Here is a 19,954-nt window from a genome sequence, read left to right as displayed (position 1 = left end):
ATGGCAAGGATAGGATTTTTAAGCCACGCTGATATGAGCATACACTTTTTTAGACGCCCTATTATGCAGGCTTTAAAAGATATGGGGCATGAAGTTTTTGCTATCGCTCCAAAAGGAAATTTCACTAATGATCTTGCTAAAAGCTTTCACACCGTCACCTACGAGCTTGATAAGGCTAGCCTAAATCCACTAACTGTGATAAATAACTCAAAAAAACTATCTCAAATTTTAGGTGAGTTAAATTTAGACCTGCTGCAAACTGGCGCTCACAAGTCAAATGTCTTTGGCACATTTGCCGCTAAAAATGCTGGCATAAAGCACGTGATAAATTTGGTTGAAGGGCTTGGCAGCTTTTATATCGATGATGATCTTAAGACAAAGGCCGTACGTTTTGTCATGGAGAGTCTTTATAAGCTCTCTTTTGCAAAGGCTGATGCTTGTATCTTCGTAAATGACGCAGATCCAGACTATCTGATCTCTAAAAATTTGATAGATAAAAGCAAAGTGTACCGCATAAAAAGTGTCGGCGTGGATACTGCTAAATTTGACCCAGCTATCACGCAGGCGGCTGACCTTGGTGAAAAAAAGGTTATTTTAATGATCGCAAGAGCCATGTGGCACAAGGGTGTTCGTGAATTTTACGAGGCAGCAGAAATTTTAAATGGTTACAAAAACTGCGAATTTGTCTTTGTTGGCGAAGGCTTTGCTGGCAATAAATCAACCGCGGACGAGAGCTTTTTAAAAGGTGGCAAAGTGCGATATTTAGGAGCCAGAAACGACATACCACAGCTTTTAAAGGCTTCTTATTTACTTGCTTTGCCAAGTTATAAAGAGGGCTTTCCAAGAACGGTTTTAGAGGCGATGAGTATGGCTAAAGCAGTCGTTGCAAGTGACGTGACAGGCTGCAATGAAGCTGTAAAAGATGGCTACAACGGACTTTTATGCAAGGTAAAAGACGCAAGCGATCTAGCAGAAAAGATCAAAATTTTGCTTGATAATGAGGAGCTTTGCGCTAAGCTTGGACAAAATGGCAGAAACTGGGCGGTTAGCGAGTTTGACGAGAAGCAAATCGCAAAAAGATATATAGAAATTTATAGGAAATTTATAGATGTATAGAAATTTTTTAAAAAGGGTGATTGATATTTTGGGGGCTTTGTTTTTGCTCATTTTAACATCGCCTATTATCATAGCAACGGCGATTTTTATCTATTTTAAGGTTAGCCGTGATGTCATTTTTACGCAGGCAAGACCAGGGCTTAATGAGAAAATTTTTAAAATTTATAAATTTAAGACGATGAGCGACGAGCGTGACGCAAATGGCGAGCTCTTGCCAGATGAGCAGCGTCTTGGTAAATTTGGCAAACTGATCCGCTCTCTTAGCCTTGATGAGCTACCACAGCTCTTTAACGTGCTAAAGGGCGACATGAGCTTTATTGGACCAAGGCCGCTTTTGGTTGAGTATCTACCCATCTATAACGAAACGCAAAAGCATCGCCACGACGTGCGCCCCGGTATCACGGGCCTTGCGCAGGTAAATGGCAGAAACGCCATAAGCTGGGAGAAAAAATTTGAATACGACGTCTATTACGCTAAAAACTTAAGCTTTATGCTTGATACAAAGATCGCTTTGCAGACAATAGAAAAGGTGCTAAAACGAAGTGGTGTAAGCAAAGAAGGGCAGGCGACAACGGAGAAATTTAATGGCAAAAACTAAGAAAATTTACATCTACGGCGCGAGTGGGCATGGGCTTGTGATCGCTGACATCGCTAGAGATAATGGCTATGATGAGATAGTTTTTTTAGATGATGCTAGTGAGTGTAAATTTAGCCCAGAGCTTGAAAAAGCTGACATCATAATAGCCATAGGTGATAATAAAACAAGGCAAAAGATCAGCCAAAAGGTCGAGGATGTTGGCTTTGAGATAGTAAATTTGATCCATAAAAGCGCGGTCGTGAGCAAAAGTGCTGTGATAGAAAAAGGTGTGGTTGTCATGCCAAATGCCGTGATAAACGCAAAAGCTCGCATAAAAGAGGGCGCTATTATAAACTCTGGCGCGGTGATAGAGCATGAGTGCGTGATAGGTAAATTTGCTCACATCAGCCCAAATGCAGCCCTTGCTGGAAATGTGAGCGTGGGTGAATTTACGCATGTTGGCATTGGCTCAAGCGTCATTCAAGGCATAAAGATCGGCAAAAACTGCATCATCGGCGCTGGAAGCGTGGTCGTTAGAGATATAAAGGACGGCATAAAGGCGTATGGCGTGCCTGCATGTGAGCGCGCTAAGATATAAATTTAAAAATAAGTGCTAAAATCGCCAAAAAATCACGAAAGGTATGAAAATGGATAGGGTTTTTTTATCTCCACCAAATATGAGTGGAAAAGAGCAAGAATATATAAAAAAAGTTTTTGAAAGCAACTACATAGCGCCACTTGGCGAATATGTCAATAAATTTGAAGATAGCATAAAGGCTTATACTGGCGCCAAAGATGCGCTTGCACTATGCGCTGGAACCGCGGCACTTCACCTAGCACTGCGCGTCCTTGGCGTAAAAGAGGGCGATCTTGTGCTGGCTTCTAGCTTTACTTTCATGGCTTCAGTCTCGCCGATACTTTATGAAAAGGCAACTCCAGTCTTTATTGACTGCGACGAGAGCTGGAATTTAAGCCCAGAGCTACTTAAAAAAGCGATCTCAAATTTACCTAAAAAGCCAAAAGCGCTAGTCGTCACTCATCTTTACGGACAAGCTTCAAAGATGAAAGAAATTTGCGAAATTTGCCAAAATGAAGGCATCGCTTTGGTCGAAGATGCAGCTGAAGCACTTGGTGGATTTTACGGCGGCAAGGCACTTGGCACATTTGGCGTGATGGGCGGATATAGCTTTAATGGCAACAAGATCATCACCACTTCAGGTGGCGGCATGTTGGTTGGAGATAGCGAATTTGTAGAAAAAGCTAGATTTTACAGCACGCAAGCAAGAGAACCTTTGCTTCACTACGAGCACAAAGACTACGGTTACAACTACCGCTTAAGCAACGTTTTAGGCGCTATTGGCGTGGCTCAGATGGAGGTTTTAGAAAAAAGAGTCGAGCAAAAGAGAAAAGTATTTGAAATTTATGAAAAAGAGCTTGGCGATATTTTAGAATTTATGCCAGAGCTACCAAATTCTCGTGGAAACAGATGGCTCACAACTGGCGTTTTTGCTAAAAAAGATGCACATTTAAAAGTTATAAAAGCACTAGCTGATGCAAACATCGAGAGCCGCCCACTTTGGAAGCCTATGCACTTGCAGCCTGTCTTTAAAGGTGCGTTAAGCTTTGTTGATGGATATAGCGAAGATCTATTTTCAAGAGGAATTTGCTTACCAAGCGGCAGCGATATGAGCGAGCAGACACAAGAAAGAGTGATAAAAATAGTCAAGGAAAATGCGTAAATGTTTCATGCAACGAAGTTAAAAAGGCTCGTATTTTTCCTTCTTGGCGATGTTTTTATATTTGTTTTTTCGATATATGCGGCTTATCTTTTAAGATTTAATGCCGATATCCCAGATATCTACGTGCAAGGGCTTTTTGTAACGGCTGGATTTTTGATCGTATTTAAGCTCTTTTTTATGTGGATGTTTAAAATTTACAAGGTGCCGTGGAGATTTTTTGGTTTAAATGAAGCTCGTAAAATTTTCCTAGCTCACGTTTGTGCAGCGATCTTATTTACGCCACTATTCTTTGTATTGCAAGACATATTTGCGATGTATCCAAGAAGTGTTATTTTGATAGATATGCTCATATCATGCTTATTTATTGGAATATTGAGAATTTCAAAACGAATGGCACTTGACTTTTCAAACAGACCTCATAAAGGCGAGCCTTGTATAGTTATAGGCGCGACATCAAAGGCGCTTCACGTCTTGCGTGGCTTAAAGCAGGGTTATCTTGACTACTACGCAGTTGGCGTGGTAGATGGCAGAAGCGACCTTGTTGGCACATATTGTGATGGATTTTTAGTTCAAGATAAAAAAGATATACCAAGCCTTATAAAAGACTACGACGCAAAGACTGCTATCATCGCACTAGCACTTGATCAAGACGAGCTTCAAGCTTTAGTTGATGAGCTAACTGGATATGGCATAAGAGATATGAAGCTCTTTTCGCTTATCGAAAATGAGCCGATCAAAGATATCTCGATCGAAGATTTGCTCGCTAGAAAGCCAAAAGACCTTAATCCAGAAGCTATTTCAAATTTCTTAAAAGATAAAAAAGTGCTTGTCACTGGAGCTGGCGGAAGTATAGGAAGCGAAATTTGTAAGCAGTGCTTGAAATATGGCGTCAGTGAGCTTATAATGGTCGAGCACAGCGAGTTTAACCTTTATAAAATAGGCGAAGATACAAGAGATAAAAGAACTGTTAGCAAGCTTGTAAATATCACAAATTTAAAAGACTTTGAAGAGGTTTTTGAAGAATTTAGACCAGAGATCGTCATCCACGCTGCAGCCTACAAACACGTGCCACTTTGCGAGCTAAATCCTCGCTCAGCAGTTGAAAACAACATCCTTGGCACAAAAAATGCAGTCGATCTTTCTAAAAAATATGGTGCTAAGAAATTTGTCATGATCTCATCAGACAAGGCAGTGCGCCCAACAAACATAATGGGTACAACTAAGCGTGTTTGCGAGCTTTATGCGCTAAATTCAAACGAAGCAGGTGTGTGCGAAATAGTTTGTGTGCGCTTTGGTAACGTCCTTGGCTCAAGTGGCTCAGTCATACCTAAATTTAAAGCGCAGATCGCTGCAAATAAGCCTTTAAGCGTCACTCACCCAGAGATCACAAGATACTTTATGCTTACATCTGAAGCGTGCCAGCTAGTCCTTCAAGCAGCCTCTATCGCAAAAGGTGGAGAGCTTTTCGTGCTTGATATGGGTGAGCCTGTTAAGATCGTCGATCTTGCTAAAAAGATGCTTCTGCTTTCAAATAAAGAGCATCTGGGCATCGAATTTGTAGGGCTTAGACCTGGCGAGAAGCTTTATGAGGAGCTGCTTATCAACAAAGATGACGTTCAAACTAAGTATGAGTCGATCTTTGTGACACACTCACAGCCTTATGATCTGACCCTTTTAAATTCACAGATAAATGGGCTTTTGCTGCTTGAAGATGACGAGGTGGCACCTGCTCTTAAGGCGATCGTGCCAGAGTTTAATCATGCATTAAATTTAAAAGGCTAGTTTTGGTTATAAAAGATATTAAGAGATTTAGTGACACGAGATACAAGGCAAGGGCGTATATCTGCTATTTATTTAGTAGAAATTTGCCAAACAGACTGCCTGGAGTGTGCTTAGAAAACATAAAAGCTGGCTTTGATAAGATCAGCCACGAGATAGAAAATTTTGATGCACTATACATCTTAGATGAAAATGGTATACAGATCGAAGACTCGATCAGCCTAAATGAAAAGTATAAAATCCCAAAAGGTGAAAACCGCGCAAACAAGGCATACTACTACACCGCTGTGCGCGAGAAAAGGTGCGTTTTAAGTGATCCATATCCATCAAGCCTAAATGGAGGTTTGTGCGTCACAGCAAGCGTGCCTATCTATAATGAAAAAAATGAGCTTAAATTTATCGCTTGCATCGATATAAGCCTAGAAAATATCCTAAATATGGTCGATAGCGGCTTTGTAGAGGAGCATTTTGGTAGATTTTTAAAGACAGTTTATGCGCTCTTTTGTGCATCGCTTTTTATGATCTGTGCATTTTTATTTTGGCATGGCGTAAAGAGCTTTATCTCAAAGAGCATCGAGCATATAAATGTCGAAGAAATTTTTGAATCAACCATCATTTTAACGCTGGCTCTTGCCATTTTTGACCTTGTTAAGACGATATTTGAAGAAGAAGTTTTAGGCAAAAATCACGAAGAAAATAGCGTTATTTATAAGACGATGGTGAGATTTATCGGCTCAATTATCATCGCACTTGCGATCGAAGCGCTTATGCTTGTGTTTAAATTTGCTATCACTGCACCTGAAAATATCATAAACGCTATCTATCTAATAGGCGGCGTGGCGATGCTGATGGCAGCACTTAGCTTTTATCTCTTTAGCGTAAAAAGACAAGAGAACAAATGATTGCTATTATTGATTATGGTGCTGGAAACATCAAAAGCGTGATAAATGCTTTTAAATTTCTTGGTCATGAGTGCGTTTTACTAAGTGAGCCTGGGAGCATAAAAGAGCACTCTCACATCGTTTTACCAGGTGTTGGGGCGTTTGGTGAGGCGATGAAAAAGCTCAAATTTAACGGCATGGATGAAGCGATAAAAGAGGCTGTGAAAAGTGGAAAAGCCTTTATAGGAATTTGCCTTGGTATGCAGCTTTTGTTTGAAAAAAGCTTTGAATTTGGCGAGCATGAGGGGCTTTCTCTTTTGCCAGGAGAGGTCGTTAAATTTGATGAAACTAAATTTGATAAACCACTAAAGATCCCACACGTTGGCTGGAACACACTCGAGTTTAAACAAAATAGCGCTTTAAGATTAGGATTAAAAGAGCTTGAGTATTTATACTTTGTGCATAGCTACCACGTGGTTTGCGATGATAAATTTGCACTTGCAAAGACAACTTATGGATATGAATTTACAAGCGCGGTGCAGCATGAAAATCTCTTTGGCTTTCAGCCTCATCCAGAAAAAAGCCACGAGGTTGGGCTTAAAATTTTAGAAAATTTTGCGAGGTTGTGATGGAAATTTTCCCAGCGATAGATCTAAAAGAGGGGCAAGCAGTTAGGCTTAGCAAAGGGCTAATGCAAAGCGCTAAAATTTATAGCAGTGAGCCAAGTGAGCTTGCTAAGAGGTTTGAAGATTACGGCGCAAAATGGCTGCATGTGGTTGATCTTGACGGAGCATTTGCAGGGGAAGCTATAAATTTTAACACGATAGAAAAGATAGTAAAAGCTACAAATTTAAAGGTACAAGTTGGCGGTGGTATAAGGGATGAAGAGCGTATAAAGCGCTATTTGGATCTTGGAGTTAGCAGAGTGATCCTTGGCTCGGTTGCTCTAAAAGATCCAGAATTTACAGCAAAAATGGCTGGAATTTACAGAGTCGTAGTTGGCATAGATGCCAAAGATGGCTATGTGGCAGTGCAAGGCTGGGGTGAGGTTTCAAGCATAAAAGCAGTCGATCTTGCAAAAAAATTTGCAGATGTGGGTGTAGAAGCTGTGATTTGCACCGATATTAACAAAGATGGAATGCTTGGCGGGGTTAATGTTGATTTTAGCTTGCAAATAGCTAGAAGCAGCAAGCTTGAGACCATAGCAAGTGGCGGTGTGAGCGATATAAACGACATTTTGGCGCTAAAAGAGACAAAAGAGATAGCTGGTGTGATCGTTGGTAAAGCTTACTATGAGGGACGACTTGATTTAAAAGATGCTTTCAAACAAGTTGGCTAGCGTTAAAGCTTTTATAAATTTTAATTAGCTAGAATAGGGCAATTTTTACTAAAAGGATATTATGTGAAGATTTTGGTTGTAGATGACAGCTCAACAATGAGAAGGATCATAAAAAATACTTTGCAAAGGTTAGGACATCAAGAAATTCTCGAGGCTGAGCACGGGCTTGAAGCTTGGAATATCTTGACACAAAACGAGGGTATTGAGGTTCTTATTACTGACTGGAACATGCCTGAGATGAATGGTCTTGAGCTTGTTAAAAAGGTAAGGGCTGAGCAAAAATATGTTGATATGCCTATCATAATGGTAACAACAGAGGGCGGAAAAGCCGAGGTTATAACAGCTTTAAAAGCAGGTGTTAATAACTACATCGTTAAACCTTTTACGCCACAAGTTTTAAAAGAGAAGCTTGAAGACGTTCTTGGTTAATGAAAGATAAATTTTACGAATTAAGCATCAAAACATCAAATTTTTATGATGAAATTTTAGAGTTAGTTTTTTCTTTTGGGGTCACCTGTGTAGAAGAGCTAGACCATGAGATCATCATCAGGGAAGAGTATGATCTAAAAGATATAGCTTGGGGTGTCGAAGAGTATGCAAAAGGCCTCTCTAGCGTTCGTAAAATTTCAAATGATTTAAAAATTTCTCTTAATTTAAAAGAAAATAAAGACTGGCTAGGCGAATATAAAAGGGCAGTTAAGCCTATTTTGGTTGATAAAATTTATATTAGACCTAGCTGGGAAGAGCCACTTAATGGCGTAACAAATATAATAATCGACCCAGCTCTAGCCTTTGGCTCAGGGCACCATGAAAGCACAAATTCTTGCTTGCAACTTTTACAAAAATATGCAAAAAGTGGTGATACCGCTTTAGATGTGGGATGCGGAAGCGGGATATTAAGCATAGCTTTAGCAAAGCTTGGCTGCAAGGTCGATGCCTGCGATACAGACGAGCAGGCCACGCAAAGTTCGCTAAGTAACGCCCAGCTAAATGAGGTTAAATTTAATAAAATTTGGACAGGTTCTATTGCAAATTTAGAGCAAAAATATGACATCGTCGTAGCAAATATCATTGCTGATGTCATATTTATGCTCTCAAATGACTTGAAAAAATCGCTTAAAAAGGGCGGCTATTTAGTATTGTCAGGAATTTTGAACAAATACGAAGATAGGATTAAAGATACGTTTAAGGATTTGGAGCTAGTTGAGATAAAACAGGCTAATGATTGGGTTAGCTTTGTTTATAAGGAAATGGATGAATAATCAAAATAATAACCAAAATAATGGCGATAATAACGGGTTTTTTAACAAAAATCCCATCTTTATCTTTGCTATTTTTGCGATAGTTATAGTTCTAGCTTTTAGAAGCTTTAGTGGCGACGGACTAGGCGGTACTTTTGGGCTTGGCAGCAACGCTCAAAGCAAGATGGTGGCCTACTCCGAATTTAAAGATATGCTAAAAAATAAGCAACTAAATGAGGTTGCGATATCTGAAACTACGATAAAAGGCGTTGGTAGTGACAAAACCATCTACCTCGCAAAGCGCATAAATGATCCAACGCTCATTGGCATACTTGAGCAAAACGGCATAACTTACAGCGTTTATAGTGAAAATAACTGGTTTGGAGATCTTATATTTTCATGGATCATACCGGTGTTTATATTTTTTGCTATTTGGATGTTTATCGCTAGTCGTATGCAAAAGAATATCGGCGGTGGCATACTAGGTATAGGAAGTGCGAAAAAGCTTATAAATTCTGAAAAACCAAAAGTTAAATTTGACGATGTTGCAGGTGTTGAAGAGGCAAAAGAAGAGGTTCAAGAGATAGTTGATTATCTAAAGAGCCCAGATAAATATCTAAGACTTGGAGCTAAAATTCCAAAAGGTATTTTGCTAGTTGGCCCTCCAGGCACTGGTAAAACGCTTCTTGCAAGAGCAGTTGCAGGCGAGGCTAGCGTGCCATTTTTCTCTATGTCAGCATCAAGCTTTATAGAGATGTTTGTTGGCGTTGGTGCAAGTAGGGTTAGAGACCTTTTTGAAAATGCCAAAAAAGAGGCCCCAGCGATTGTTTTTATAGACGAGATCGATGCGATCGGTAAGAGTAGAAATTCTGGTCCTATGGGCGGTAATGACGAGAGAGAGCAAACGCTAAATCAGCTTCTTTCTGAGATGGACGGCTTTGATGCGGACAAGTCGCCAGTCATCGTTATAGCAGCTACAAATAGACCTGAAGTTTTGGATGCTGCACTTTTAAGACCGGGTAGATTTGACAGGCAAGTGCTTGTTGATAAGCCTGATTTTAAAGGACGTTGCGACATCTTAAAAGTTCATATGAAAGATGTAAAGATCGGCAAAGACGTTAATATTGAAGATATAGCAAGGCTTACTACAGGTTTAGCAGGTGCTGATCTTGAAAATATCATAAATGAGGCGGCACTTCTTGCAGGACGTAAGTCAAAGACTTTTGTCGAGCAGGCTGATCTAGTGGAGGCTGTCGAGAGATCGATAGCTGGTCTTGAGAAAAAATCACGCCGCGTAAATCCAAAAGAGAAAAAGATAGTCACTTACCATGAAAGCGGCCATGCCTTGATAGCTGAGCTAACAAAAGGCGCAAAAAGAGTGACAAAGGTCTCAGTCGTGCCACGCGGTCTTGCAGCGCTTGGCTATACGCTAAATACGCCTGAAGAGAATAAATTTATGATGCAAAAGCATGAGTTGCTTGCAGAAGTAGATGTGCTTTTGGCTGGTAGAGCTGCTGAAGAGGTATTTATAAAAGAGATATCAACTGGAGCTAGCAACGATCTAGAGCGTGCAACTGATATCATAAAAGCTATGGTTAGCATGTATGGTATGAGCGATGTTGCTGGTCTTATGGTACTTGAAAAGCAACGCGCAACATTTTTAAATGGCGGACAAAGCATAAAAGACTATAGCGACAAGATGGCTGAAAAAGTCGATGAGTTTGTAAAAGCGCTTCTTCATGAGAGATATACAGCTGTGCTTGGTCTTCTTGAAATTTATAAAGGTGCCATTGAAAACATGGTATCAGCGCTTTATGAAGAAGAGACTATCGAGGGAAAAAGAGTTAGAGAGATCATCAAAAGCTACGAAGAAGAAAATGGTCTTGAAAGCAGGCTTGTAGAGCTTGAGGAAGAGGAAAAAGGCAAAAAAGAGGAATAAAAATGAGTGGCTACATCGCAAAAGCAGGGTATAAATTTATATTATTCTTTTTGATTTTATTTGCTATATCTGCATTGTTTGGTATTGCGCCACTATTTTTTCTAGCACTGCTTCTTTTAACTCTATATTTTTTTAGAGACCCTGAAAGAGAGCCTTTTACTGATGATAAGCTAGCCTTACTTTCGCCCATAGATGGTAAGATAAAAGAGATCAGCGTTTCAAATTTTGATGATAAAGAGGTGGCTAAGATAGTTATCTCAAAACCATTTTTTGGCGTAGGTACGCTAAGGGCTATAAGTGATGCTAACGTCATTGAAGTTAAAAAAAGGCATGGGCTCTTTTTATGCCAGGCGATGAAAATTTCAGAGATGCTAAACGAAAGAGCGATAATTCGTTTTGAAAAAGGAAATATCAAATTTGCTATGAAAATCATAGCTGGAGTTTTTAGTAGAAGTTTAGAAATTTATAACATTACCAGTCTAAAAGCCTCTAGAAAATTTGGCTTTTTAGGAAGTGGCGAAGTGATTTTATACTTGCCAAGAGATACTAAAATTTGTGTAAGTGTTGGCGAGAGTGTTAAAGCTGCTTCACTTCTTGGATACTTTGAAGAGGAAAAATAAAATGAATAGCATACAAAAAATGCAGTTAATGTATATCTTGCCAAATTTATTTACAGCAGCAAGCGCTTTTTTGGGCGTTATAAGCATCATTTCATCTATCCAAGGAAACTACTTTAAGGCGATCATCTACATCATTCTTTCACTGATTTTAGACGGACTTGATGGACGCGTGGCAAGGCTTACAAAGACTACAAGTAAATTTGGAGTAGAGTTTGATAGCCTTGCAGACCTTGTAGCATTTGGTGTGGCTCCAGCGATTTTATTTTATCTAACAGTTGGTGCAAAATTTGGCAGATTTGGCGCGCTAATAGCAGCTATGTTTGTTGTCTTTGGTGCTATTAGGCTAGCTCGTTTTAACGTCACTACCGGCACATACGAACCAAATGTTTTCATCGGACTTCCTATACCATCAGCAGCCATCATCGGAGTGCTTTGGGTTGGTGTTTATCTAAAGCATGAATTTTTATATGGTTTTGAGTGGTGCTTGATATTGCTTGAAGCAGTTTTAGCTATCTTGATGGTTAGCAACATCCGCTACCCAAGCTTTAAAAAGATGAATTTAAAACAAACTCATGTTATGCGAATTTTAGTAGCACTTGTAGTTGTATTTTCTATGCTTTATCTATATCCTTACGAGAGTGCGACCTTTTTTATGAGCGTTTATATGCTTTATGGTATTATTAGAGCGGCGATAATGTTTAGCAAAAATCACAAAAAAAAGGAGAGCGAATGAGCGAAAATGGCATAATAAAATCGCGTAAATTTTTACCAAAAATCGAAATCAAAAACTCTCTACTGCTGCTACTTAGGTAGCAAATTCTTCTTTACTTAACTCATTAAATCTAAATATAAAAAATCATAAAAGGACAAAAAATGGATAAAAATAAAATTATAATCTTTGATACGACTTTAAGAGATGGCGAGCAAAGCCCAGGAGCTTCTATGAATACAGCTGAAAAGCTTCAGATCGCACTTCAGCTTGAAAGGCTTGGTGTGGATGTGATGGAGGCTGGATTTGCAGCTGCAAGTCCAGGGGACTTTGACGCGGTAAATCAGATCGCAAAGCAAGCTTCAAACATCACTGTCTGCTCGCTTGCACGTGCGGTTGAGCGTGACATCAAGGCAGCTGGCGAAGCATTAGCTCCGGCCAAAAACAAAAGAATTCACACCTTTATAGCAACAAGTCCGATCCACATGCAGTACAAGCTAAAAATGAGCCCAGACGAGGTGATCAGGCGTGCAGTTGAGTCAGTACAATACTCAAAAACATTTTGCGATGACGTGGAGTTTAGCTGCGAGGATGCGTGCAGAAGCGAGATGAGCTTTTTAAAAGAAATTTGCGACGCAGCGATAAACGCAGGGGCAAAAACCATAAATATCCCTGATACGGTTGGCTACTTGTATCCAGAGGAGATCACAGCTCGCATTAGCGAAATAGTAAAATTTATAGGTGGTAGAGCGGTAGTTTCGGTGCATAACCACAACGATCTAGGCATGGCTACGGCAAATTCACTAGCTGCTATAAAAGCTGGTGCAAGGCAGGTTGAAGGCACGATAAATGGCATCGGCGAGCGTGCTGGAAACGCTGCACTTGAAGAGATCGTGATGGCTATAAAAACTCGTCAGGACGTCTTTGCGCCACTTTACACAGGCATCATCTCAAAAGAAATTTATCCGACTTCAAGACTGATCGCTAGCATCACAGGTATCGAGCCACAGCCAAACAAAGCAATCGTTGGCAAAAACGCCTTTGCACACGAGAGTGGCATCCATCAAGACGGCGTGCTAAAGCACAAAGAGACCTACGAGATCATCAGCGCTGAGAGCATCGGCTTAGAGAAAAACTCGCTCGTTCTTGGCAAGCACAGCGGCCGCCATGCGTTTAAAGATAAGCTTGCTAGCCTTGGATTTGACCTTGATAGCGATGCGCTTAATAAGGCGTTTGAGAAATTTAAAGAGTTGGCGGATAAGAAAAAAGAGATATTTGACGATGATATCAGAGCGCTTGTTGCAGAGGAGATCACCAAGATCCCGCAAGCTTACGAGATCACAGACTTGCTTCAAAGTAGCGGTGGCAGCTTAGCAAGTGCCTCTATGAGCATCAGGCACAATGACGAGATCGTTAGCGACTCAGCCCTTGGCAATGGCACAGCAGATGCGATATTTAAGGTAGTTGATCGCATCAGCGGCATTAACGGCACGCTCAAAGACTATAAGGTCACAGCTGTTTCTCAGGGCAAAGACGCTCTTGCAAAGGTCGATGTAAAAGTCGAGTTTGAGGGCAAAACAGCCGTAATGGGTCACGGACTTGATATCGATACGATGATGGCAAGCGCTAAGGCCTATGTTGGCGCACTAAATAGCTACCTTCGCATCCATAAAAACTAAAATTTTAGCTGGCTGCTGAATTTGCAGCTGGCTAATTTAAATTTAGCTACTCTTTAGACAAAGACTTAAATTTACTGCGTTTTTTAAATTTTAAAATTCCATTCACTCGCAAGAATTGACTACTAAAATTACTCGTTCATAAAATTTTAAAATTTACTTGACGCTTGCTCGATATTCAAACACATGCAGTGCGAAGTGCCGAAGCATGCCACCTTGAACGTGCGAGGGGTTTAGGGGATTTAAAAAAGGGGGATAATGGGACGGCCTCGTAACTCGAGTCCCCTTGTCTCCCTTTTGAATAAAAAGAAATTTACAAATTTAATCAAGCTATTTTACAAATTTTAAAACTTTCATTCACCCCTAAGAATTGACTACTAAAATTTGGCTTCGCTTGCAGCTTAGCTCAAATTTTAGAGCCGAAATTACTCGTTCATGAAATTTTAAAATTTGTCAGAATTGCTTAAACAAACCGCATGCGGCGCAAGCGCTATCGCATGCCACTTCTAACGTCGTAGGGGTTAGGGGATTGTTAAGGGGGAAGGGAGCGACTTCGTAATTCAAGCCTCTTCCCCCTTAACAAAGAAATAAACATTTAAATTTAATTAGGTTGCTTTGTAAATTTTAAAACTTTCATTCACTCGCAAGAATTGACTACTAAAATTTGGCTTCGCTTACAGCTTAGCTCAAATTTTAGAGCCGAAATTACTCGTTCATGAAATTTTAAAATTTACTTGACACTCATTTGATTTGACAAAACAAATTTGCAATTTTTAAAATTTACTAAACACTTTTGTAGTCGCAAGAAGTAAATTCCTACATATCCAAGAATTTAAACAAATATCCTAAAATAACCAAAAAATTTAAAGGAAATTTCATGCAAAATAAGCTTTTTGCGCCGCTTAAGATAGGTGGCATCGAGATCAAAAACCGCATTATTATGGCTCCGATGTGTATGTATGAGGTTAAAAAAGAGGATGGTCGTCCAAGGTGCTTTCACAAGCTCCACTACGCTACAAGGGCGATCGGCGGTGTCGGCATGATCATCGTTGAGGCGACAGCTGTGGAGGCGCGCGGCAGGATCACCAAAAAAGACCTTGGGCTTTGGAGTGACGAGCAGATCGAGGCTCACGCGGAGCTTGTAAAAGGCTGCAGCAAATACGGCGCCAAAATGGCCATCCAGCTAGCTCACGCTGGCAGAAAGGGCACTTGTGAGGGCATCATAGCGCCAAGTGCTATCAAATTTAGCGAAGACTACGCCACGCCAAAAGAGATGAGCGCAGAGGATATCGCAAGCGTCAAGCAAAGCTTTGTGGATGCGGCCATTAGGGCAAAGAGCGCAGGATACGAGGCTGTGGAGATACACGCGGCGCATGGATATTTGATAAATCAATTTTTATGCGCTGGCGCGAACAAGCGAAGTGACGAATACGGCGGCACTTTTGAAAACCGCATAAGGCTGCTGCTTGAAATTTTAAGAGAGATCAAGGCTGGCGCTAATATCACAGTTGGCGTGAGGATAAGTGCAAGTAGCTGGCTTAAGGGCGACTGGGACGTAGAAGATAGCGTAAAGCTAGCGCGTGAGCTAGAGAAAAATGGAGCTAACTTCATCCACGTATCAGCTGGTGGAGTCTATGCAATAGTTGATGCTGCGCCTAAATTTACGCCTCTTTATCAGGCTGGCTACGCAAAAGCGGTGAAAAATGCAGTTGATATCCCAGTCTTTGCAGTCGGTCTTATCACAAAGGCTAGCGAGTGCGAGGCGTTACTGCTAGGCGATGTTTGCGACGGCGTGGCGCTTGGCAGAGAGCTACTGCGCAACCCATATTTTGCTTTTAGCGCCATGAAAGAATTTGGTGAAAATGACAAAATAGAAAACGCCTACAAAAGGGCATACTAAAATTTACGGCAAGGTGAGAGCCTTGCCAAATTTCATTTTTCTTAAATAAAAATCACTAGAATTTGCTTACTATTTTTTTACAATAATAAATCAAAATTTCTATATTTATAGCTATAAAATCGCATTTATTTTAAATTTTTACCTGAAATTTATATTTAAAATTATAATATTCAATTTCAAAATTAGACTATAAACTAAAATAGTAATTTTAATAATCAAACTAGGAGGAGAGATGAGATTTAAGGGCTTATTTAAGCTTTCTCTTGTAGCGAGCGTGGCAGTTTGTGCAAACGCAGCAGGCGAGAGCGTGCTCAGCGGTGTTGAGGTGACAAGTAGTAGTGGCGGATACGGCGTTGATGACATCAAAATTTCAACTAGAAACGCTGGTCTGGCAAAAGACGTGATGAGGGATATCCCTGGCGTCTATGTGGGCGGCACAAACGGCATGAACCAAAAAATTTATATGCGTGGTGTGAGCGATCGCGGACTAAATATCACGATAGATGGCGCAAAACAAAATGGAAACACCTTTCACCACAACGCCGACTTGCTGATCGATCCTGATCTCATAAAGGCAATAGACGTCGAGGTTGGCTCAAGATCAGTCGTAAATGGCTCTGGCGCGCTTGGCGGCTCGGTCGCTTTTAAAACAGTCGACGCAAGGGACTTGCTTGAAAGCGGTGAGAAGATCGGCGCAAAGATAAAGACCGGATATGCCTCAAATAACAGCGAATTTTCTCAAGGCCTTATGCTCTTTACCGCCCCAGTTGAAGGGCTCGACTTTATAGCTGCGATAAACCACAAAGGTTACGACTACGGCAAAAGCGGCAATGGCAATAAAATAGGCGGCGACGGCAACGACCTTAGCTATCTTCTAAAGCTTGGTTATAGCTTCCTTGATGCGCATAGAATTTCTATTTCAAGAGAGCATAATGAATTTAAAGGTATTTATCCATTTAGAGCAGAATTTGGTAGCTGGCATAATGGAGCAAATGTCGATGACTACCGCAAATACGAGCGTGATACGACAACGCTAAAGTATGAGTATAAACCAAGCGATCTTTTAAATTTAGATGTGACAGCTTATAACACAAGACACCAAAGGATCGATGACTCAAAATGGGGCGTAGAGACGAACGGCATAAATGCAAAGGCTAAAAGTGTAGTAGAGAGCGGCGCTTTGATGCAGACTTTTAGATATGGCGCTGAGTTTTATCAAAGTAAAAATTTCAACAAACCAGATAATCACTACCCAGAAAAGGTAAATAACTACTCAATATACGCAGAAGATGCGCTAAATTTTAGCTCGCTAACCGTTACACCTGGCATCAGATACACTCATCACGAGCTAAAAAGCTACGATGGCAGAGCTGGAAATGTAAAGAGCTACACCTATAAATTTAATGAATTTACCCCAGCGCTTGCACTTGATTATGAGATCATTAAAGGGCTTAACGCATTTGCAAGCTATGCGAGGGTCTTTAGAGGACCTGACGTCATGGAGTCGATGATGGCAAGTGGAAGTAGTAGGGGCAGGGCTTTAAACTGGGCGGCAAATAAAGATCTAAAAGCAACAACTGGCAATAGCTACGAAACCGGTCTTAAATACCATGGCGACATAAGTGAAGCTAGCTCATATAGCCTATCTGCAAAATACTTCATGACAAAATATAAAAATTTAATAGTCGATAACAACGCAGCAGGTGGCGCTGTAAATCAAACTCTAGTCAGGATAAACGCTGGTGGGGCTGATATAAGTGGCGTTGAACTACTTGCAAGGCTAAATTTAGACGCACTAAGCCTAGCTGCTAGCTACACTCACCAAAAGGTAAAATATAAAGATAGGGTCGCTAAACCAAATGGCAGCTACTACACCTCAAACATTATCGGCTACCGAGATCAGGGCGATAAATACACATTTAACGCCGAGTACGCATTTTCAAGGATCGATACGCTAATAGGCTACAACCTAATCTACTTTGCATCAAAAAACACCATCTCAGCTGGCGATAATGAAAATGTCAAGATACCAAGCTACGCAGTTAGCGACATCTACGCTACCTATGCGCCAAGTAGCGGTAAATTTAAAGGGCTTGAGATAAATGCTGGAATTTACAACCTCTTTAACAAGGCATACGCTTCGCAGTCTCAACGAACGGCTGATTATATAGGCGATCCAAACTATGTAGACTGGGAGCCAGGTAGAAATTTCAAGGTAAACGTCTCTTATAAATTTTAGCTTTGTGGCAAGGTGAGAGCCTTGCCAAATTTCACTTTTACACAGCCTATTTTTCACACCTCGCTTTTTGCTGTTTGATTTAAATTTAATATAGTATCATTTGTGCGACTAAACTTTCAGGGGAGAAAATGAGGCAAAAGCACTTTGAAGTGGCAATTGTTGGAGCGGGCATTAGCGGGACGGCACTCTTTTACGAGTTGGCTGCATTTAGCGATATAAAAAAGGTCGCGCTTTTAGAAAAATATGACGGCGTAGCGACGCTAAATTCAAGCGGCAAGGGCAACTCACAGACCATCCACTGCGGCGATATCGAGACAAACTACACGCTAGAAAAGGCAAAAAAGGTCTCGCAAGTGGCAAATATGCCAGTAAAATATGCTCTAAAATACAACTTAGAGGGCAAATATATGTTTGCTCATCAAAAGATGACGCTAGCCATCGGAGATGCCGAAGTAGAGCGCATCAAGGAGCGATATGAGAGCTTTAAAGAGCTGTTTTCTTATCTTGAAATTTATGACAAAGAGAGGTTAAAACAGATCGAGCCAAACGTCGTTTTTGACGCAAATGGCAATGAGCGCCCAGAAAATATCATCGCAATAGGCGCGCAAAATGGCCAGTATACGACGATGGACTTTGGTGGCGTGGCAAATTCGCTCGTGCAAAATGCGCTAAATTTGGGCGGAGATGGCTATGAGATCAGCCTAAGCTCAGAAGTGACTGATATGAAAAAGGTTGGCGATACCTTTCACATCAAGATAAATGACGGCGAGGTGATCACCGCAAACTACGTTGTAGTCGATGCTGGAGCGCACTCGCTATTTTTAGCTCACAAGATGGGTTATGGGCTACATCTTAGCACGCTGCCAGTTGCTGGAAGCTTTTACTTTGCTAACAAGCGCCTGCTAAACGGCAAAGTCTATATGGTGCAAAACGACAAGCTACCATTTGCCGCGCTTCATGGCGACCCAGACATCCTAGCTAATGGCAACACTCGCTTTGGCCCAACTGCCCTTGTCATACCAAAGCTTGAGAGATTTCACGGCTGTTCTAGCTTTTTTGACTTTTTAAAGTGCTTAAAATTTGACAAAAACGTCCTTGAAGTCTTTACAAATTTACTAAAAGATGGAGACATCAGGTCATATATTTTGCGAAATTTCTTATTTGAAGTGCCATTTATCAACAAAAAAGAATTTGTTAAAGACGCTAGAAAGATCGTGCCAAGTCTAAGCGAAAATGACCTAAGCTATGCTGTAAATTTTGGTGGCGTAAGGCCGCAGGTGATCGACCGCAATAAAAAAAGACTAGAGCTTGGTGAGGGCAAGATCAGCACAGGCGAGGGCATAAGCTTTAACATGACGCCAAGCCCAGGGGCTACTAGCTGTTTTGAAACGGCGAGGGCTGATATGGAGGAAATTTGCAAATTTTTGGGCAAAAATTTCAACGAAGAGAAATTTAACGCCGAGTTTTTTGGGTAGAAAATGGGAGTGTTTGATATTTTTAAAAGAGGTGTGGATATGCCAAAAACAGCACAACAAAGAAAAGATGAGAGCATAAAAATTTTAAAAAAAGAGGGCGTAGCGGTGCTTGAGAGCTTGCCGCTTCGCTATGAAAACAGCGAGGTTACACCAAGAGACGTGGACGAGATAATAAGGCGCGCAGTTTGTTCATTTACAGCTATAATGTGTGCTTGCACGATCCGCGATGAAGGCTCTTTGGGTGAAGAAAATATGGCGTGGGCAAAGAGCTTTTTGGGTGAGGCTTACGAAGGACTTAGCGTAAAAGAAAAAGAGGTCGTTGAGGATAGAGCTGATATGAAAACAGCCGTAAATATGGGCTGGAAATATGAGTCGCTATGGATATTGCTTTGGGCGCTTGGAATAGCCGAAGATATCGGTCAGATGGATAAAATTTGCGACTGTGAGTTTGTGATGAATGTCTTTAGAGAGGGCGGGCTAAAAAGCCGCTCAAAGCTTCGCAGCATGGATGAAATTTTAAGCAAACTTGATCTAGTTTATCGCTACCACTGGGCCTGCGTAAATGCAAGGGTAAATGGCACAAAGGCGGCTGGACTTGACGAAGAGGTCGTTATGGAGAGGCGAGCAGGACTTGAGTGGCTATGCTGCAAAGGGCAAGAAAATGACGATATGACGGCTGAATTTAACTGCTGGGACTATCCTGATCTAAACACTTGATCTAAGA

18 protein-coding genes are annotated in these 19,954 nt (G+C 41.0%); all 18 read left to right on the top strand.

All coding sequences use genetic code 11. The annotated features are described in order from the left end of the window. The 18 genes from pglA (at position 1) to F3G91_RS03525 (ending at position 19,947) form a co-directional block, all read left to right on the top strand. A complete protein-coding gene (gene pglA, locus F3G91_RS03610) occupies positions 1-1,116 on the top strand; it encodes a N,N'-diacetylbacillosaminyl-diphospho-undecaprenol alpha-1,3-N-acetylgalactosaminyltransferase (protein ID WP_149700712.1) in 1,116 nt (371 codons plus the stop codon). Further along, positions 1,109-1,714, top strand: coding sequence for an undecaprenyl phosphate N,N'-diacetylbacillosamine 1-phosphate transferase (gene pglC / locus F3G91_RS03605; protein ID WP_149700711.1), 606 nt, complete (start codon positions 1,109-1,111; stop codon positions 1,712-1,714). Before pglA ends, pglC begins: the two co-directional genes overlap by 8 nt. Then, positions 1,701-2,291: a UDP-N-acetylbacillosamine N-acetyltransferase gene (gene pglD, locus F3G91_RS03600; RefSeq protein WP_149700710.1), complete on the top strand. Its 591-nt coding sequence runs from the start codon at positions 1,701-1,703 to the stop codon at positions 2,289-2,291. Before pglC ends, pglD begins: the two co-directional genes overlap by 14 nt. Before the next feature lie 49 nt (positions 2,292-2,340). After that, complete coding sequence (pglE, locus tag F3G91_RS03595) at positions 2,341-3,432, top strand: UDP-N-acetylbacillosamine transaminase (protein ID WP_103594142.1); 1,092 nt, start codon at positions 2,341-2,343, stop codon at positions 3,430-3,432. Continuing rightward, a complete protein-coding gene (gene pglF / locus F3G91_RS03590) occupies positions 3,433-5,214 on the top strand; it encodes a UDP-N-acetylglucosamine 4,6-dehydratase (configuration-retaining) (RefSeq protein WP_149700709.1) in 1,782 nt (593 codons plus the stop codon). Between the two features lie 2 nt (positions 5,215-5,216). Beyond that, positions 5,217-6,113, top strand: a complete 897-nt coding sequence (locus tag F3G91_RS03585) for a PDC sensor domain-containing protein (RefSeq protein WP_103620578.1) — start codon at positions 5,217-5,219, stop codon at positions 6,111-6,113. Continuing rightward, entirely contained in the window at positions 6,110-6,721 is a 612-nt protein-coding gene (hisH, locus tag F3G91_RS03580; RefSeq protein WP_103650433.1) for an imidazole glycerol phosphate synthase subunit HisH, read from the top strand. Before F3G91_RS03585 ends, hisH begins: the two co-directional genes overlap by 4 nt. Further along, the gene (gene hisA, locus F3G91_RS03575; RefSeq protein WP_103650434.1) at positions 6,721-7,431 is read left to right on the top strand and encodes a 1-(5-phosphoribosyl)-5-[(5-phosphoribosylamino)methylideneamino]imidazole-4-carboxamide isomerase; all 711 of its coding nucleotides are present in this window, start codon (positions 6,721-6,723) and stop codon (positions 7,429-7,431) included. The genes hisH and hisA overlap by 1 nt, the downstream gene beginning before the upstream one ends. Before the next feature lie 63 nt (positions 7,432-7,494). Then, positions 7,495-7,860 carry a chemotaxis response regulator CheY gene (locus F3G91_RS03570; protein ID WP_002939933.1) on the top strand — a complete coding sequence of 122 codons (366 nt, stop codon included), beginning with the start codon at positions 7,495-7,497 and terminating at the stop codon, positions 7,858-7,860. Continuing rightward, positions 7,860-8,693: a 50S ribosomal protein L11 methyltransferase gene (locus F3G91_RS03565; RefSeq protein WP_149700708.1), complete on the top strand. Its 834-nt coding sequence runs from the start codon at positions 7,860-7,862 to the stop codon at positions 8,691-8,693. The genes F3G91_RS03570 and F3G91_RS03565 overlap by 1 nt, the downstream gene beginning before the upstream one ends. Beyond that, entirely contained in the window at positions 8,686-10,611 is a 1,926-nt protein-coding gene (ftsH, locus tag F3G91_RS03560) for an ATP-dependent zinc metalloprotease FtsH (RefSeq protein WP_149700707.1), read from the top strand. Before F3G91_RS03565 ends, ftsH begins: the two co-directional genes overlap by 8 nt. Positions 10,612-10,613: 2 nt before the next feature. Beyond that, positions 10,614-11,231 carry a phosphatidylserine decarboxylase gene (locus F3G91_RS03555; RefSeq protein WP_087581518.1) on the top strand — a complete coding sequence of 206 codons (618 nt, stop codon included), beginning with the start codon at positions 10,614-10,616 and terminating at the stop codon, positions 11,229-11,231. A gap of 1 nt (position 11,232) precedes the next feature. Further along, positions 11,233-11,964: a CDP-diacylglycerol--serine O-phosphatidyltransferase gene (gene pssA, locus F3G91_RS03550; RefSeq protein WP_009294672.1), complete on the top strand. Its 732-nt coding sequence runs from the start codon at positions 11,233-11,235 to the stop codon at positions 11,962-11,964. Positions 11,965-12,104: 140 nt separating this feature from the next. Beyond that, a complete protein-coding gene (locus F3G91_RS03545) occupies positions 12,105-13,619 on the top strand; it encodes a 2-isopropylmalate synthase (protein ID WP_149700706.1) in 1,515 nt (504 codons plus the stop codon). Between the two features lie 874 nt (positions 13,620-14,493). Then, positions 14,494-15,516 carry an NADH:flavin oxidoreductase/NADH oxidase gene (locus tag F3G91_RS03540; protein ID WP_149700705.1) on the top strand — a complete coding sequence of 341 codons (1,023 nt, stop codon included), beginning with the start codon at positions 14,494-14,496 and terminating at the stop codon, positions 15,514-15,516. Positions 15,517-15,748: 232 nt separating this feature from the next. Next, the gene (locus F3G91_RS03535; RefSeq protein ID WP_149700704.1) at positions 15,749-17,755 is read left to right on the top strand and encodes a TonB-dependent receptor domain-containing protein; all 2,007 of its coding nucleotides are present in this window, start codon (positions 15,749-15,751) and stop codon (positions 17,753-17,755) included. Positions 17,756-17,883: 128 nt separating this feature from the next. Continuing rightward, on the top strand, positions 17,884-19,230 hold the full coding sequence (locus tag F3G91_RS03530) for an FAD-dependent oxidoreductase (protein WP_149700703.1): 1,347 nt from the start codon (positions 17,884-17,886) through the stop codon (positions 19,228-19,230). A gap of 39 nt (positions 19,231-19,269) precedes the next feature. Next, on the top strand, positions 19,270-19,947 hold the full coding sequence (locus F3G91_RS03525; protein WP_149700702.1) for a DUF4272 domain-containing protein: 678 nt from the start codon (positions 19,270-19,272) through the stop codon (positions 19,945-19,947). Positions 19,948-19,954 lie beyond the last annotated feature (7 nt).

This window comes from Campylobacter concisus (genome assembly GCF_902460715.1).
Classification (GTDB): Bacteria; Campylobacterota; Campylobacteria; order Campylobacterales; family Campylobacteraceae; genus Campylobacter_A; species Campylobacter_A concisus_AK.
The sequence above is the reverse complement of the archived record's forward strand: the minus strand, read 5'-3'. Positions and strand labels throughout refer to the sequence as shown.

What these genes read in the sequence shown, in the direction of transcription:
- pglA (WP_149700712.1), top strand. Translation starts at nt 1, where the DNA reads ATGGCAAGGATAGGATTTTTAAGCCACGCTGATATGAGCATACACTTT.
- pglC (WP_149700711.1), top strand. Translation starts at nt 1,109, where the DNA reads ATGTATAGAAATTTTTTAAAAAGGGTGATTGATATTTTGGGGGCTTTG.
- pglD (WP_149700710.1), top strand. Translation starts at nt 1,701, where the DNA reads ATGGCAAAAACTAAGAAAATTTACATCTACGGCGCGAGTGGGCATGGG.
- pglE (WP_103594142.1), top strand. Translation starts at nt 2,341, where the DNA reads ATGGATAGGGTTTTTTTATCTCCACCAAATATGAGTGGAAAAGAGCAA.
- pglF (WP_149700709.1), top strand. Translation starts at nt 3,433, where the DNA reads ATGTTTCATGCAACGAAGTTAAAAAGGCTCGTATTTTTCCTTCTTGGC.
- hisH (WP_103650433.1), top strand. Translation starts at nt 6,110, where the DNA reads ATGATTGCTATTATTGATTATGGTGCTGGAAACATCAAAAGCGTGATA.
- hisA (WP_103650434.1), top strand. Translation starts at nt 6,721, where the DNA reads ATGGAAATTTTCCCAGCGATAGATCTAAAAGAGGGGCAAGCAGTTAGG.
- F3G91_RS03565 (WP_149700708.1), top strand. Translation starts at nt 7,860, where the DNA reads ATGAAAGATAAATTTTACGAATTAAGCATCAAAACATCAAATTTTTAT.
- ftsH (WP_149700707.1), top strand. Translation starts at nt 8,686, where the DNA reads ATGAATAATCAAAATAATAACCAAAATAATGGCGATAATAACGGGTTT.
- F3G91_RS03555 (WP_087581518.1), top strand. Translation starts at nt 10,614, where the DNA reads ATGAGTGGCTACATCGCAAAAGCAGGGTATAAATTTATATTATTCTTT.
- pssA (WP_009294672.1), top strand. Translation starts at nt 11,233, where the DNA reads ATGAATAGCATACAAAAAATGCAGTTAATGTATATCTTGCCAAATTTA.
- F3G91_RS03545 (WP_149700706.1), top strand. Translation starts at nt 12,105, where the DNA reads ATGGATAAAAATAAAATTATAATCTTTGATACGACTTTAAGAGATGGC.
- F3G91_RS03540 (WP_149700705.1), top strand. Translation starts at nt 14,494, where the DNA reads ATGCAAAATAAGCTTTTTGCGCCGCTTAAGATAGGTGGCATCGAGATC.
- F3G91_RS03535 (WP_149700704.1), top strand. Translation starts at nt 15,749, where the DNA reads ATGAGATTTAAGGGCTTATTTAAGCTTTCTCTTGTAGCGAGCGTGGCA.
- F3G91_RS03530 (WP_149700703.1), top strand. Translation starts at nt 17,884, where the DNA reads ATGAGGCAAAAGCACTTTGAAGTGGCAATTGTTGGAGCGGGCATTAGC.
- F3G91_RS03525 (WP_149700702.1), top strand. Translation starts at nt 19,270, where the DNA reads ATGCCAAAAACAGCACAACAAAGAAAAGATGAGAGCATAAAAATTTTA.